The sequence below is a fragment of the Micromonospora inyonensis genome, assembly GCF_900091415.1.
In the GTDB taxonomy this organism is placed as follows: domain Bacteria; phylum Actinomycetota; class Actinomycetes; order Mycobacteriales; family Micromonosporaceae; genus Micromonospora; species Micromonospora inyonensis.
On sequence record NZ_FMHU01000002.1, the window covers coordinates 59,142 to 72,371 of the forward strand.

General features: G+C 73.8%; 17 protein-coding genes and 1 pseudogene. 10 read left to right on the forward strand and 8 right to left on the reverse strand.

Annotated elements, in window-relative coordinates; all coding sequences use genetic code 11:
• Positions 1-31 precede the first annotated feature (31 nt).
• From GA0074694_RS15325 to GA0074694_RS15345, 7 genes are all read right to left on the reverse strand, one after another.
• Positions 32-1,069, reverse strand: coding sequence for a hypothetical protein (locus GA0074694_RS15325; protein WP_091459235.1), 1,038 nt, complete (start codon positions 1,067-1,069; stop codon positions 32-34).
• Positions 1,070-1,072: 3 nt separating this feature from the next.
• The gene (locus GA0074694_RS15330; protein ID WP_091459237.1) at positions 1,073-1,447 is read right to left on the reverse strand and encodes a hypothetical protein; all 375 of its coding nucleotides are present in this window, start codon (positions 1,445-1,447) and stop codon (positions 1,073-1,075) included.
• Positions 1,448-1,467: 20 nt separating this feature from the next.
• Positions 1,468-1,806: a hypothetical protein gene (locus GA0074694_RS15335; RefSeq protein WP_091459239.1), complete on the reverse strand. Its 339-nt coding sequence runs from the start codon at positions 1,804-1,806 to the stop codon at positions 1,468-1,470.
• A 140-nt stretch (positions 1,807-1,946) separates the two neighbouring features.
• A complete protein-coding gene (locus GA0074694_RS33660) occupies positions 1,947-2,072 on the reverse strand; it encodes a hypothetical protein (protein WP_281190022.1) in 126 nt (41 codons plus the stop codon).
• A gap of 82 nt (positions 2,073-2,154) precedes the next feature.
• A complete protein-coding gene (locus GA0074694_RS31685; protein ID WP_176737960.1) occupies positions 2,155-2,304 on the reverse strand; it encodes a hypothetical protein in 150 nt (49 codons plus the stop codon).
• Positions 2,301-2,504 carry a hypothetical protein gene (locus GA0074694_RS15340; protein ID WP_091459241.1) on the reverse strand — a complete coding sequence of 68 codons (204 nt, stop codon included), beginning with the start codon at positions 2,502-2,504 and terminating at the stop codon, positions 2,301-2,303. The genes GA0074694_RS31685 and GA0074694_RS15340 overlap by 4 nt, the downstream gene beginning before the upstream one ends.
• 2 nt (positions 2,505-2,506) lie before the next feature.
• The gene (locus GA0074694_RS15345) at positions 2,507-3,742 is read right to left on the reverse strand and encodes a hypothetical protein (RefSeq protein WP_091459243.1); all 1,236 of its coding nucleotides are present in this window, start codon (positions 3,740-3,742) and stop codon (positions 2,507-2,509) included.
• A gap of 149 nt (positions 3,743-3,891) precedes the next feature.
• Here GA0074694_RS15345 and GA0074694_RS15350 point away from each other — a divergent pair, with 149 nt between their 5' ends.
• The 8 genes from GA0074694_RS15350 to GA0074694_RS15385 all read left to right on the forward strand — a co-directional run bounded on the left by GA0074694_RS15350 (position 3,892) and on the right by GA0074694_RS15385 (position 10,666).
• Positions 3,892-4,104 (forward strand): hypothetical protein, encoded by a 213-nt coding sequence (locus GA0074694_RS15350; protein WP_141714147.1) that lies wholly within the window; start codon positions 3,892-3,894, stop codon positions 4,102-4,104.
• A gap of 141 nt (positions 4,105-4,245) precedes the next feature.
• A complete protein-coding gene (locus GA0074694_RS15355) occupies positions 4,246-4,656 on the forward strand; it encodes a GntR family transcriptional regulator (protein WP_091459248.1) in 411 nt (136 codons plus the stop codon).
• Positions 4,657-4,834: 178 nt separating this feature from the next.
• Positions 4,835-5,779, forward strand: coding sequence for a hypothetical protein (locus GA0074694_RS15360; RefSeq protein WP_091459250.1), 945 nt, complete (start codon positions 4,835-4,837; stop codon positions 5,777-5,779).
• 107 nt (positions 5,780-5,886) lie between these two features.
• Positions 5,887-6,225 carry a hypothetical protein gene (locus GA0074694_RS15365; RefSeq protein ID WP_091459252.1) on the forward strand — a complete coding sequence of 113 codons (339 nt, stop codon included), beginning with the start codon at positions 5,887-5,889 and terminating at the stop codon, positions 6,223-6,225.
• A gap of 33 nt (positions 6,226-6,258) precedes the next feature.
• Entirely contained in the window at positions 6,259-7,134 is an 876-nt protein-coding gene (locus GA0074694_RS34215; protein ID WP_245714759.1) for a single-stranded DNA-binding protein, read from the forward strand.
• 274 nt (positions 7,135-7,408) lie between these two features.
• Positions 7,409-8,401, forward strand: coding sequence for a cobalamin biosynthesis protein (locus GA0074694_RS15375; RefSeq protein WP_091459313.1), 993 nt, complete (start codon positions 7,409-7,411; stop codon positions 8,399-8,401).
• Positions 8,398-9,939 carry a cobyric acid synthase gene (locus GA0074694_RS15380; protein ID WP_091459315.1) on the forward strand — a complete coding sequence of 514 codons (1,542 nt, stop codon included), beginning with the start codon at positions 8,398-8,400 and terminating at the stop codon, positions 9,937-9,939. The genes GA0074694_RS15375 and GA0074694_RS15380 overlap by 4 nt, the downstream gene beginning before the upstream one ends.
• 121 nt (positions 9,940-10,060) lie before the next feature.
• On the forward strand, positions 10,061-10,666 hold the full coding sequence (locus tag GA0074694_RS15385) for a hypothetical protein (protein ID WP_091459317.1): 606 nt from the start codon (positions 10,061-10,063) through the stop codon (positions 10,664-10,666).
• A 41-nt stretch (positions 10,667-10,707) separates the two neighbouring features.
• On the opposite strand, the gene GA0074694_RS15390 is transcribed toward GA0074694_RS15385, so the two are convergent.
• The gene (locus GA0074694_RS15390; RefSeq protein WP_091459319.1) at positions 10,708-11,109 is read right to left on the reverse strand and encodes a rhodanese-like domain-containing protein; all 402 of its coding nucleotides are present in this window, start codon (positions 11,107-11,109) and stop codon (positions 10,708-10,710) included.
• Between GA0074694_RS15390 and GA0074694_RS15395 the strand changes: the two are divergent.
• Positions 11,044-11,874 (forward strand): annotated as a pseudogene (locus GA0074694_RS15395) (hypothetical protein); the annotation flags it as partial. The gene GA0074694_RS15390 and the pseudogene GA0074694_RS15395 sit on opposite strands and share 66 nt — an antisense overlap.
• The gene (locus tag GA0074694_RS15400; protein WP_091463279.1) at positions 11,852-13,219 is read left to right on the forward strand and encodes a dipeptidase; all 1,368 of its coding nucleotides are present in this window, start codon (positions 11,852-11,854) and stop codon (positions 13,217-13,219) included. The pseudogene GA0074694_RS15395 and the gene GA0074694_RS15400, both read left to right, overlap by 23 nt.
• Positions 13,220-13,230: the final 11 nt, after the last annotated feature.

Here is a 13,230-nt window from a genome sequence, read left to right on the forward strand (position 1 = left end):
GAGGGCCTGCGCCGCACGGCGGGAGTCGGGGCTACTCGCCGGTGACGAACCGCTTGTTACCGGCGTCCGGGACGGCCTGGTACGCCTCGGTGACGGTGGTCTGCTTCGCCAGATCGGCGGCGGCCCGCTCCCACGCGGCAGCGGCCTGCGCGGACATCTCCTGCGCGGTGGCGACCGTGGCGATGGTGCCGTCACCGACCTCGAAGTTCCTCAGGGCGGCGACGTACTGCTCGCCACCGGCGGTGGACGCGGCCCGGTGGGCGGCGGCCATGCCCCGGGCGAACGCGATGGCGGTGGGCAGGCCGGTGATTTCGGCGTTGGACATGGGTGCCTCCTTGATAGTGGGGAACATTGGGATGACGGTGGCGAGCGGCTGGGTGTCAGCCGGGTCGCTGGTCGGGCGGTTGTGGAACTCGTCGGCGAGCTGATCCCACGTCTTGCCGGTGGTGTGGGAGGACAGCCACCCGCACCGGTCGCAGTTCTGGTCGGCGGTGTCCGAGCTGGTGGGGTCGCCCGGCCAGCAGCGAGTGCCGATGATCCGGCCGTCGAAGCAGCCGGGCCGGTTGCATCGAGCGCGGCTGTCCGACTGGTCGGGGGTGGTGACGTCCGGTTCACAGACGGGGCAGCGGGTGGAGCCGTCCGACTGGAGGGACAGGAGCACAAGGTTACAGCGGGGGCATGTCGGGTTGCCCTTGGTGAGCAGGTCCATCTCGTCGGGGGCGGGGGTCAGCCAGTCCGGCTCGGCGGCCGGCTTGGTGTCAGCGGCCGGCTTGGTGTCGGCGGGTCGCACCTCGGCAACGTCGAGCATGTCGTCGACCGGCTGCCGGGCGGCCTTGGCCTTCGCCCGTCGATTCTCGGTGTGCGCCACCAGCGCGTCCGAGCGCAGGTCGGCGAGCCAGTCACGGGTGCCGTACCGGGGCTGGCCCTGGACCGGCTGACCGGCGGCGAGCGCCTTCTGCTTCTTCAGCTCGTAGCGGGGGTTCGGCTTCCCCGACCACGCGTACAGCACGTCCTGCGTGGCCGTCTTCGCCATCCAGGTCAGCACCCAAATCCAGAACAGGATCTCCACGGGTTACCGCCCCGCCCGCTGCATGGTCTTCGTCGACACGAGGAACGACACGGCGACGGCGGCCAGGGCGAGGCCGACGGTGGTCGTGCCCACCCAGTCTCCGAGGGTGTCGTTCGCCCACCCCCACAGGTCGCCGAGTCGGGCGTTGATCCAGTCGGGGATCGTGCCGTTGATCGACACGATCAGCGAGGGCAACACGAACGCGCCGATCACCGCGTACTGGTTCGGGACGCGGTCTTTGGCGATGTCGATGGCGATGATGATCAGCGCGCCGAGGGCGGCGACGACCAGGACGGTTGAGGCGAGGCCAACGCCGACCAGGCCAGCGCCGCCGATGACGGCGAGCGCGAACCCGATCCAGGCCAGAGGCTTCATCATGGTGATCTCTCCTTCGGGGGTTAGAGGAACAGCCAGAGCGCGAACGCCACGCCCGGCTTGACGACGTGCTCGACAGCCCAATCGGCCGGCGGCAGCTCGGACAGGAACTTGACGGTCAGCGCGGTGACGATCAGCCGGGCGGGCCGCGCCACGATCCACTCGCGGATCCGCGACCAGGTGAGGTAGGGGATCGCCACCAGGCGGGCGTAGGCCATGCCGGCGAACCGGACCGGCCCGTCGTGGCGGGACGTCCACGGGGCCCGGTCGGCGTACGCGCGGATCTGGTCGATGCCGGGGGCCTTCTCGGTGAGCGGTGACGGCAGCGTGAAGTACGCCTTGACAGCCTGCCACCGCCGCACCCCGGCGTCACCGTCGGTAATCGGAGAGTGGAGAGTTTCCGGCTTGCCTGCCGGGGTTTCGCGCTTGACGGGGGAGGGTCGGAACTGTCCAGTGGAGAGTGGAGAGTTACGCAGCGTGGGCCTGTGGCCGTTGGTGACGGTCACGCCGACCACCATCCGAGCGCCACGGCGACCATGCCGACGGTGAGGAACAGGGCGGCGAGGCCGACGAGGAATCCGGGTCCGGCGTCACCGCGACGGTGCGCCCGGTTGGTGTAGTGGGACATGATGAGGGTCCTGCCTCTCTCTGTGGGTAGGTGACCCGGGGCGCGGCGCTGCTTTGGTCGGCGGGGGCCGCGCCCCGGGGCGTCATCGGGTGGTGGTCTTGGCGGCGATGCGGTCGAGGGCGTCGGCCACGTGGACCAGTCCGGCGTCGCGGATCTGCTGGCGCACGCGGGCGTGCTCGGTGGGGTCGGTGGTCGTGATGAGCCGGCGCTCGAGTTCGGCGAGCCGGGTCACCGGGAGGCCTCCGTCTCGAAGCGCTGCCAGCCGGTGACGGTCAGCCCCGGCTGGCCCGTCTGGGTGCGCAGGTACGACTGGATGGCCTCGATGTCGGCGGGGCTCTGGATGCCGGCCGGCAGGGTGATCGACGTCCAGCCGCGGCTGGACCTGGTCACGAAGCTGACGAAGTGGGTCGGCGGCGCGGTCGTAGTGGGCATGATCAGTTCTCCTTCGTCCCGGCCAGCTCGTGGGAGTGGCCGTTGACCTTCTGAGCGGGTGGCTGCGCCACGGTGCGCAGTTGAGTCAGGTGCCGGCGCAGCGTCGCGTCCGGCACGCCGGCAGCGCGGGCCGCGCCACGGATCGAGTCCTTCTTGCGCAGGACCGCGTCGGCGGCCTGCGCCAGGGCCGCGTCACGGTCGGCAGGCGGGGCGCTTACCGGGCGCCGCATCACCACCTCGCGAGTGCGCCGCTGGGGTGCGTCGTACCGCGTCAGAGTGGAGGTGACCTGCGGTGACGCAGGCTGCGCGGACTGCGCCACGGGCGCGTCATCTGGCTGCGCCACCGGTGCGTCAACCCGAGCCGGCTCGTGCGTCACCGGCAGGGCCGGCGGCGCGTCAACGGGCCCGCCGAGGGTGGCCGGTGACGCGGGTGCGGCGGGGTGCGCCAGGGCCGGCGCGGTGAGGTTCAGGTCCGCGATCCGCGGTGCGCCATCCCACGGCTTCGCCTCGCTGGCGTAGTCGACGAGAACCCCGATCAGCCACGCGACCACGGCCGCGCCGACCGCCCCCACCGAGTGCGCCAGGGCCTCACCGAGCGCCGTCACCGAGTCGTGCTTGCCGGTCCAGCCGCCCAGCAGGTTCAGGGCGACGGAGAAGAACAGCGCGCCCCATTTGGCGACGTCCGCCCGCCGGTCGGTTTGCCCACCGGACATCCGTAGGACCGACCCGGCGAGGATGATCCCGACCGCCACCGCGATCAGCAGCGGCTCCACCCCCCACGCGGCCCACCAGCCGGCCGAGCCCCGCTCCAGGTCCAGCAGCTCGACCATGCCCCGCTGCACGCCGGGCGTGGAGTAGGCGGCGAACCCGGCCACGAGGGGCAGGCCCAGCAGCAGGGCGTACCGGCGCACCCCGGCCACCCGCAGCGCCCGCACCTCGGCGGACCGCTGAATCTCGGCGCGGATACGGGCTCGGGTGCCGGACCGGGCGGCCCGCCGGTACAGGGCGGCCAGCTCGGCGCCCTCGATTTCGTCGCGGTCGCGTTCGCGGCGGGCCCGCCGGCGGGTCGTGGACTGCTCGTCGACGGCGGCCAGGGCGTCGCGGTGCTCGGCGTCGAGGCGGCGGCGCTCCTGCTGGTCGGTGCGCTGGACGTCGATGATGGCGCGTTCTTCGGCGAGGGCTGCGGCCAGGTCCTTGGCGGTCTGGGCCGGCTGCTGGCTCCGGTCAGTCAGCTTCATGCCGGTCATCATGGCACAGAGTTGCCAGAGTTCCAAAGGTTGCTAGCCTTCACGACATGTCGCCACCCACCGCTCCCGCGCTCGCCCTGCCCTGTCTGCGATCATCGAGAGACTCGCCAAAGTTGCGAGCGTCGGCAGGGAGGGCGACCGTGGACTCAGATTGGCTCACCGTGAAGCAGGTGACGGATGTCGTCCAGGCTGCCGGCTACCCGGACAAGGTCGACACGATTCGCCGCCGCGTCGATGCCGGAAAGTTCGGCGAGCAGGGACAGGACTGGTACCGGTCGGAGAGCGGCTACCGGTTCGTGCGGCGGGCCGCGGTGGAGGAGTTCATCCGACGTCGCCGAGCTGGCGACCAGTAGCCCACGCAGAGAACCGCCCCCGGCCAGCAGGCGCGGGGGCGGTGGTGTGTCCAGGGTTAGGTTGAGCGGCCACGTACCTGGGGGCCCCAGGATCCCCGGACCCCAGGTTGTCAACTCCGGCGTCGTTCGTACGGTTCGCCCGTGATTGACCCTCGCGCCGAGCGGGCCGTCTACCAGCAGCTCGCCGACCTGCTGCGAGGGCTGATCGCGTCCGGGCAGGTGAAACCCGGTGCGCTACTGCCGTCGAGTAAGACCCTGGAGCAGACCCACGGGGTCAGTCGGGAAACGGTGCGCCGGGCACTGGCCGTGCTGCGCGGAGAGGGCCTGGTTGTCACCGAGGGTGGCTACGGTACGCGCGTGGTGCAGCAGCAGACTCGGCAACATGTCAGGGTTCCTAGATCCGCCCAAATCGTGTGTCGCATGCCGACGGACGCCGAACGCGTGGATCTGGGCATCGAGCTGGGCGAGGTTGTTCCCGTGGTGACCATCCATGTCGGAGCGCAGACCCGGGGCCCGTACCGCGCCGACATGTTCGACTTCACCACCGCCTGACCGACGACTCGGGCACGGCGGTTGCACGGGCAACGTTCCAGGCATAACGTCACGTGACAGAACCGTATCTATGCAACTTGCGGTAAATCGTCTGCCACGAAGAGTTTCCCTGGTCGCACAGGTGTACTAAGATCGACAGTCTCTACAGGACCCCGGACGTGCGGGGAGGTGCTGGCCAATGTCCATGATCGCCCGCTGGACCCAGCGTGCCATCATCGCCGCCGGCGGCACCATGCTGGCCCTCGCCGCCCTGGCCGCCCTCGACTCCGACCCGGCCCACGCCGCGGACCGCCCCCTGCCGGCCACCGTGGACCGCGCCGTCGACCGCGTACTCGACCGGCCCACCCGCGAGCACCCGCCCCGGGTGCTGCCGCGCCGGGACCGGCCACCGCCGGACTGCGACGACCCCGCCGACCGGCCGCCGCCGACCGAGCCGGACCGCGACGATCCGCCCGAGCCCAGCGAGCCCGCGCCAGCACCCGAGACGCCCGCCGACGAGCCGGCACCCGCCGAGCCAGAGCCCGACGCGCCGCCCCTCGACGCGCCGCCCGTCGACATCGAGGTACCCGCCCCACCCGGCCCGCCCATCGTGGTGGACCCGCCGGCCCTGCTCCCGCCGGCCAGCCCCGCCGCACCGGAGCCCGCGCCCGTCGACCCACCCCTCGTCGGCGCCACCCCCGCGCCGCTGCCCACCCCCCGCCCCGCCAGGCCGGCACCCGTAGCGCCCCCGGTGGAGGTCGACCCGGAGCAGGTGGCCAACCCCCGCGCGGGACCATCCGGACGGCCGGCGCGCCCCGACCGCGGCACCGACCGGGCCGCCACCACCCGCGACGACGACGTGGAGCCCTGCGACCCGCAGACCCGGCAGGTGCCACGCATCCTCCCCACGCCCGCGCGCCCGGCCGCCGCTGACCGGCCCGACCGGTGTGGCCACGGCCCCGGCGCCTGGGTCGACAGCCCACCACCGCCCGTCTCCAAGCCACCCGGCGGCGGGCACGAGATGCAGGGACTGGCCGCCACGGCCACCGTCGACACCGACACCCTCGACCGGCTCACCGTCGCCCGAGCCCGCGCACACCTGACCGGCCGCGACGGCGAGGCTCTCGACCCACGGCCTGCCTGACCCGCCGGCCCGTGCCACCCGGGCAGAGCCCGGACCACCGCGCCTCGGAGAGGGCCCCGCGCCCTCCAATCACCCCCACCTGCCTCACAGTGCGGAGCAGCACAACCATGCACAGGAACAGCCGTACCCACAGCCAGATCCAGACCACCCGGAACGCCCTCGGCATCCTCGCCGCCGTCCTCGGCGCCGCCGCGTTTGCCGTCGGCGCGCACCTCTACGGGCTCCAGGCCCGTGACCGGGCCGCCGCCGCCCAGCGGGAGGCGCAGAGGCACCAGGCCGAGGCCGCCGCCCTCCGCGATGAACTCGCCCGGGTGCGGCACACCGACACCGTGCAGCCCGGTCGGGTGCACGTCGACATGGAGTTGATGGGCATGGACCCCGAGGTGGCCGCCGCCGCCCGACGCATCCACGAGCGGCTGACGAAGAGCAACTCCTCTTCGAGGTGACGCAGCGTTGGTAGGTCTTTGCAATCCCTCACAGTGGTCGGCAATGTCCTGACCGCCCCGGAGTGGCGGCGGACCGCGCAGAGCGGCACGCTGGTCGCCAACTTCAAGGTCGCCTCGACCGCTCGCCGGTTGGACCGGGAGAGCGGGCGCTGGGTCGACGGCAACAGCCTCCGGGTCCGCGTCAACTGCTGGCGCAAGCTCGCCGAGGGGGTCGCCTCCTCGGTGATGGTGGGCGACCCGGTCGTCGTCGCCGGGCGGCTCTACACCCGGGACTGGATCGACGACGCCGGCAACCAGCGCACCCTCTACGAGTTGGAGGCGGTCACCGTCGGGCACGATCTCGCCCGGGGCCGGGGCCGGTTCCTGCGCAACCGTCCCAGCATGGCGACCAGCACGGTGGAGGACGCCGACGCGGAGCGACGGGTCCACGGCGAGCCGACCGAGCCGGTTCCGGGCGACGAGGCCCCCGTTCCCCTCGACGACCGGCCGCTCGACGACGACCTCGACCTGCCGGCTTCCGGTGACCCGCGTCGGCTGCCCGGCCTCCCGGTCAGCGCGGTGGACCTCGGCCCCGACCCTTTCGACACCCCGGCCCGTGGGTCCACGCCGATCGTCCGCACGGTCGAGCCGACCGGGGCGACCGCTCCGGTCGGGGACGACGAACTCGCCGCGCTGCCCGAGGGGGACGACCTGCCCGAGGATCCGGTCGTGGCGGGGCCGATCGGGGAACTCGACCCCCTGCCCGAGGCGGCCGGCCTCCCTGGCGGGATCCCGACGCCCGGTGAGACGGCGGCAACGCCCGGAGAGGCGGCGATGCCGGCGCGTCGGGGTCGGCGCGGTGGTCGTGGGGGCACCGGTGGCCTCCGGGGCGATGCGGCCGGGCCGGCCCGGCAACCCGTACCGGCCTGAACGAACCGTCCCCGGCCGGGGACACCGGCCGGGGCGGGCAAGTGGGTGGGGTGACGGCTTCAGACCGGCACCCCACCCGGGCCCGCTCCGTCCCCGGCCCACGGGCGCGCTCCGGCCCCCGCCCACGGGCGCGCTCTGCCCCCGGCCGAGGGCCCGTCGCCCCGAGTCCGCGGCCACGCTCCGCCACCGGGCTGTCCTGCCTGCGTGACCCCTCCGCCGTCCCCCGGGACGCGGGGCGGTGACGGCTAGGCTTACCGGCCGGAGGTGGTGCGGGGTGCGGCAGGCAGTCACCGTCGCCGATGCGGCCGGGCTGGTGGCGGGGTACGCGCTGGACGCGTTCCTCGGCGACCCGCGCCGCTGGCACCCGGTCGCCGGGTTCGGTCGGGCCGCCGGTGCCCTGGAACGACGCCTCTACCGTCCGGACCGGGTGGCGGGCGCGACGTTCACCGCGCTCGCGGTCGGGGTGCCCGTGCTGCTCGGCGCGGCGGGCGTGCTCGCCACCCGGCGGCGGCCGGTGGCCCGCGCGGTCCTGGTGGCGGCCGGCACCTGGACCGTGCTCGGCGGTCGTACCCTCCGCCACGAGGCCGAGGTGATGGGCCGGGCGCTGCGCGACGGCGACCTGCCGGCCGCCCGCCGTCGGCTCAGCCACCTCTGCGGACGCGACCCGTCCGTCCTGGACGAGTCGGAACTGGCCCGCGCCACCGTCGAGTCGGTCGCCGAGAACACCTCCGACGCCGTGGTGGCACCGCTGTTCTGGGGTGCGGTCGCCGGGCTGCCCGGCCTGCTCGGCTACCGGGCGGCGAACACCCTGGACGCCATGGTCGGTCACCGCTCGGCCCGGTATGCCCGTTTCGGCACCCCCGCCGCCCGGCTGGACGACCTGCTCAACCTGGCTCCGGCACGCCTGACCGGGCTGCTCACCGTGGCCGTGGCCCCGGTGGCGCGCGGGGACCGGGAGCGGGCCTGGCACGTGTGGCGGCGGGACCGGAACGACCATCCGAGCCCCAACGCCGGGCAATGCGAGTCGGCCATGGCCGGGGCGCTCGGGGTGCGGCTGGGCGGGCGGAACGTCTACTTCGGACGCTCCGAGGTGCGACCGTTCCTCGGCGACGGCCCCCGGCCGGAGGGCCGGCACCTGCGCCGGGCGGCCCGGATCTCCGGGGCGGTCGGCCGGGCCGCACTCGGGCTGGCCGTCACCGTCGCGGTGGGCCGGGCGGTACTGGGCCGGGCGGCGGAGAACCGGCTACGGAGAGGGAGCGCGGCATGAGCGGCGGACTGCTGGTCGCCGGCACCACCTCGGACGCCGGCAAGAGCGTGCTGACCGCCGGCATCTGCCGGTGGCTGCACCGCCGGGGCGTCAAGGTGGCGCCGTTCAAGGCGCAGAACATGTCCAACAACTCGGCTGTGGTCGTGGGGGCGGACGGCCGGGGCGGCGAGATCGGCCGGGCCCAGGCGATGCAGGCCGCCGCCTGCGGGCTCGCCCCGGACCTGCGCTTCAATCCGGTGCTGCTCAAGCCGGGCAGCGACCTGGCGAGCCAGGTGGTGCTCCTCGGTGAGGCCGTCGACACGGTCACCGCCGGCAACTTCCGGGTGCTCCGTCCCCGGCTCGCCGAGACGGCGTGGGCCGCCCTGGCCGAACTGCGCATCGAGTACGACGTGGTGATCTGCGAGGGAGCCGGCAGCCCGGCCGAGATCAACCTGCGCGACGGCGACTACGTCAACATGGGGCTGGCCCGGCACGCCGGGCTGCCGGTGATCGTCGTCGGCGACATCGACCGGGGCGGGGTGTTCGCCTCGATGTTCGGCACGGTGGCCCTGCTGGACCCGGCCGACCAGGCACTCGTCGCCGGCTTCGTGGTCAACAAGTTCCGGGGCGACCTCGGCCTGCTCCAGCCCGGTCTGGACATGCTGGGTCAGGTGACCGGCCGCCCCACGTACGGGGTGCTGCCCTGGCACCTCGACCTCTGGCTGGACGCCGAGGACTCGCTCGCCTACGGCCGCGTCCTCGGCCGCCCGGCCGCCCCGTACGGCGACGAGTGGCTCGACGTGGCCGTCGTCCGGCTGCCCCGGGTCAGCAACGCCACCGACGTCGAGGCGCTCGCCACCGAGCCGGGGGTCCGGGTCCGGCTCACCGTCGAACCGGCCGAACTCGCCAGCGCCGACCTGGTCGTCCTGCCCGGCTCGAAGTCCACCGTGGCCGACCTGGCCTGGCTGCGGGAGAGCGGCCTCGCCGACGCGGTGCTCGCCCATGCGGCGGCGGGAAAGCCGCTGCTCGGCATCTGCGGCGGCTTCCAGATGCTCGGGCGGGCGATCCACGACCCGGTGGAGAGCCGGCGGGGCAGTGTTCCCGGGCTCGGCCTGCTGCCGATCGAGGTCACGTTCGACCCGCGCAAGACCGTCCGCCAGTCGGCCGGTGCCGCGTTCGACGACGTCGAGGTCCGGGGCTACGAGATCCACCACGGTTACGTCTCCACCGCCGACCCGGACCTGCCCCCGCTGCTGACCTACGCCGACGGCCGGAGCGAGGGCGCCCTGCTCGGCGCGGTGTACGGCACGCACTGGCACGGGGCCTTCGAGTCGGACGGCTTCCGTCGCCGCTTCCTCGCCGAGGTGGCGCGGCAGGCCGGGCGGCGCGGATTCCGGCCGGCCCCGGCCACCTCCTTCGCCGCCGCTCGGGAACGCGGTCTCGACCTCCTCGGCGACCTGGTCGAGGAGCACCTGGACACCGACGCCCTCTGGCGGCTCGTCGAGTCCGGCCCCCCGACCGGCCTGCCCTTCATCCCGCCGGGCGCCCCCGCCGGCTGAACCCGTCGCACCTCTCCTGCGCGACCGGATGCGTCCAGCCCCGGGCCGACCTGTCCCGCGCCGAGCGGGCCAGGGCGCGTCCATGGGAACTGTCCTGACAGGACTGTGCGAAACTCTGCCGGTGCCCACCCTGACCGCCCGGTGGTCGATCATCGGGATGTTGTTGCCGCTCTTCCTCGCCGGTTGCACGACCGGACCACGACGTTCGGCGTCGGAGGTTGCCAGCCCCACGCCGGCACGCGAGTACCGCCTCGTGGACGACCTCTGCGACCAGCTCGACCCCACCCACCTGACCACGCTGACCGGCATCCCGACCACGCAGACCAGATACCATCCGGTCCGCCCCGAGGCCCGGGACCGGCACCTGAGCTGCTGGTTGTCCACCCGCGACAAGGAAAACCTGTGGGTCTACAGCCTCCAGGTCGCCGTCACACTCGACCACACGGGGGATGCCGACCAGGAACGGACCCCGCAGCCCCCGGAGCGGGCCGTGCAGGGCCTGGGTGACCATGCGGTGATCCACGTCGGCGACACCCTCGCCGGGGAGCACCCCCTGCGGGAGGGGCAGCAGGTCCGGTCGCAGACGGGCACGCTCAGGGTCGTCCAGGGGCCGGTGGGCCTCCAGTTGCGCTGGACCGGTCACGGTGGAACCGCGCCGGCCGCCGTCGACGTCGAAGCACTCCTGACCGCGTACGGGCGGCAGACCCTCGAACTGCTCGGCGGCTGACCCACCCAAGAGTCGCGCCTCCGGTGGTGCCCGGAGGGTGCTCAGTGGCGGACGTCGGCGGGGTGGTCGGACATCGGCAGGCCCGCCGCCCGCCACGCCTCGACCCCACCGACCATGTCCGTCGCCCGGTGCAGCCCGAGCACCCGCAGGCTCGCCGCCGCCAGGCTGGAGGAGTAGCCCTGCCGGCACACCACGACGACCTCCAGGTCGTACCCGGTGGCCTCGGGGATCCGCCAGGCGCTGGCCGGATCCAGCCGCCACTCCAGCACGGTCCGGTCGATCACCAGCACGCCGGGCAGCTCGCCCTGCTCGCGCCGCTGGAGGTCGGTACGGGTGTCGACCACGAGCGCTCCCCGGCCGGCGGCCTGGACCGTCTCGTGCGGGGTCAGTCGACGCACGCCGGCCCGCGCCTGTTCGAGCAGGGCGTCGACGCCGGGACTCATCACGGAATGGGACACGACCCGATCCTGCCGACCCGACGGGCGTTCCGCCCGACGAACACCACCCCTCCACCCGATCGGTAGCGTCGGCGGACGTGGTGGCGGTGGTGGAGGCGTACGCGGAACTGGCCCGGCGGGTGCTGGCGGGGCCGGCGCGGTTGGGGCGTACCCGACTGGTGGCGGTCGACGGGCCGAGCGGCGCGGGCAAGAGCGTCTTCGCCGACCGGCTCGCGGACGCCCTGGCCGCGCTCTCCGGCGGCCACCGGCCCCCGGTGGTGCACACCGACGACCTGCTCGACGGCTGGGCCGACCAGTTCACCTTCTGGCCCCGGCTGGAGGAGCGGGTGCTGGCCCCACTGCGCGCCGGACGGTCCGGCGGTTACCACCGTTACAGCTGGGTCCGTCGGGAGTTTCTGCCCCGGGTGGTCCCGGTGCCGGTCGCGCCGGTGCTGATCGTGGAGGGGGTCAGCGCGGCCCGCCGGGCGGTCCGCCCCGAGACGACCCTGACGGTCCTGGTCACCGCCCCGGCGGCGCTGCGGCTGGCGCGGGCGGTGGCCCGTGACGGCGCGCGGATCCTGCCCGAGCTGCGCCGCTGGCACGCGGGGGAGCGGGCGCACTTCACCGCCGACGACACGGCGGCCGGGGTGGACCACGTGGTGGACGGTGCGCCGACGCTGCCGCACGACGGCCGGTGCTACTTCGTGCGCCGCCCGGCAGCCGGTAAGGCCGGCATACGATGCCGGTCATGACCACTCCGATCACGACCGAGTCCGAGCTGCGGGCCGCCGTCGAGCGGGAACTGCCCGGCGTCCGCGCCGACCTGGAACGCCTCGTCCGTATCCCCGGCATCGCGTTCGACGGCTTCGACCACACGCAGGTCGAGCGCTCCGCCGAGGCGGTGGCCGAGCTGCTGCGCGGCTGTGGCCTGGACGCACGGATCGTGCGCTCCGGCGGCCAGCCCGCGGTGATCGGGACGCGGCCCGCCCCGCCCGGGGCGCCCACCGTGCTGCTCTACGCCCACCACGACGTCCAGCCGGTCGGTGACCGCTCCCGGTGGGAGTCCGACCCGTTCGAGCCGGTCGAGCGGGACGGCCGCCTCTACGGTCGGGGTGCCGCCGACGACAAAGCCGGCATCATGGCGCACGTCGCCGCGTTGCGTGCCTTCGGCGACGCCCTCCCGGTCGGGGTGGTGCTGTTCATCGAGGGCGAGGAGGAGTACGGCTCCGACTCGCTGGAACGCCTCCTGGTCGAGCACCGGGACGAGATCGCCGCCGACGTCATCGTCATCGCCGACTCCACCAACTGGGACGTCGGCGTGCCGGCGCTGACCACCTCGCTGCGCGGCATCGTCAACCTCTTCGTCGAGGTGCGCACCCTGGGCAACGCCGTGCACAGCGGCATGTTCGGCGGCCCGGTGCCGGACGCGCTCACCACCCTGTCCCGGCTTCTGGCCACGCTGCACGACGACGCGGGGGACGTGGCGATCGAGGGGCTGGCCCGCGCGGCGGACGCGACCGTCGACTACCCGGAGGAGCGGTTCCGCGCCGAGGCCGGCCTGGTCGACGGGGTGTCGCTGATGGGCACCGGGCGGATCACCGACCGGCTCTGGTCCCGGCCCTCGGTGGCGGTGCTCGGCATCGACGCCCCGGCCACCGCCGAGGCTCCGAACGCCCTGGTCCCGGCCGCCAAGGCCAAGATCAGCGTACGGCTGGCGGCGGGCGACGACCCGAAGCGGGCCTTCCAGGCCGTCCGGACCCACCTGGAGCGGCACGTCTCCTGGGACGCGCGGGTGACCGTCACCCTGGAGCACGACGGCGCACCCTGTGTCATCGACAGTTCGGGCCCGCTGTTCGACGCGGCCCGCGCCGCCTTCCGTACCGCCTGGGACGGCACCGAGCCGGTGGAGATCGGAATCGGCGGCTCGATCCCGTTCATCGCGACCTTCCAGGAGATGTTCCCGCAGGCGGCGATCATGGTGACCGGGGTCGAGGACCCGCACGCCCAGGCCCACGGGCCGAACGAGAGCCTGCACCTCGGCGAGTTCGCCCGGGTCTGCCTGGCCGAGGCGCTGTTGCTGGCCGGGGTGGCCGAGGCGGGCACGAAGCGGAGCTGACCGGACACGCG

Excerpts from the sequence above, each read along its gene's own strand:
- GA0074694_RS15390 (WP_091459319.1), bottom strand. The coding sequence starts at position 11,109 with ATGAGTCCCGGCGTCGACGCCCTGCTCGAACAGGCGCGGGCCGGCGTG.
- GA0074694_RS15340 (WP_091459241.1), bottom strand. The coding sequence starts at position 2,504 with ATGCCCACTACGACCGCGCCGCCGACCCACTTCGTCAGCTTCGTGACC.
- GA0074694_RS15345 (WP_091459243.1), bottom strand. The coding sequence starts at position 3,742 with ATGAAGCTGACTGACCGGAGCCAGCAGCCGGCCCAGACCGCCAAGGAC.
- GA0074694_RS15365 (WP_091459252.1), top strand. The coding sequence starts at position 5,887 with ATGCACAGGAACAGCCGTACCCACAGCCAGATCCAGACCACCCGGAAC.
- GA0074694_RS15360 (WP_091459250.1), top strand. The coding sequence starts at position 4,835 with ATGTCCATGATCGCCCGCTGGACCCAGCGTGCCATCATCGCCGCCGGC.
- GA0074694_RS33660 (WP_281190022.1), bottom strand. The coding sequence starts at position 2,072 with ATGTCCCACTACACCAACCGGGCGCACCGTCGCGGTGACGCCGGACCC.
- GA0074694_RS15400 (WP_091463279.1), top strand. The coding sequence starts at position 11,852 with ATGACCACTCCGATCACGACCGAGTCCGAGCTGCGGGCCGCCGTCGAG.
- GA0074694_RS15330 (WP_091459237.1), bottom strand. The coding sequence starts at position 1,447 with ATGATGAAGCCTCTGGCCTGGATCGGGTTCGCGCTCGCCGTCATCGGC.
- GA0074694_RS15380 (WP_091459315.1), top strand. The coding sequence starts at position 8,398 with ATGAGCGGCGGACTGCTGGTCGCCGGCACCACCTCGGACGCCGGCAAG.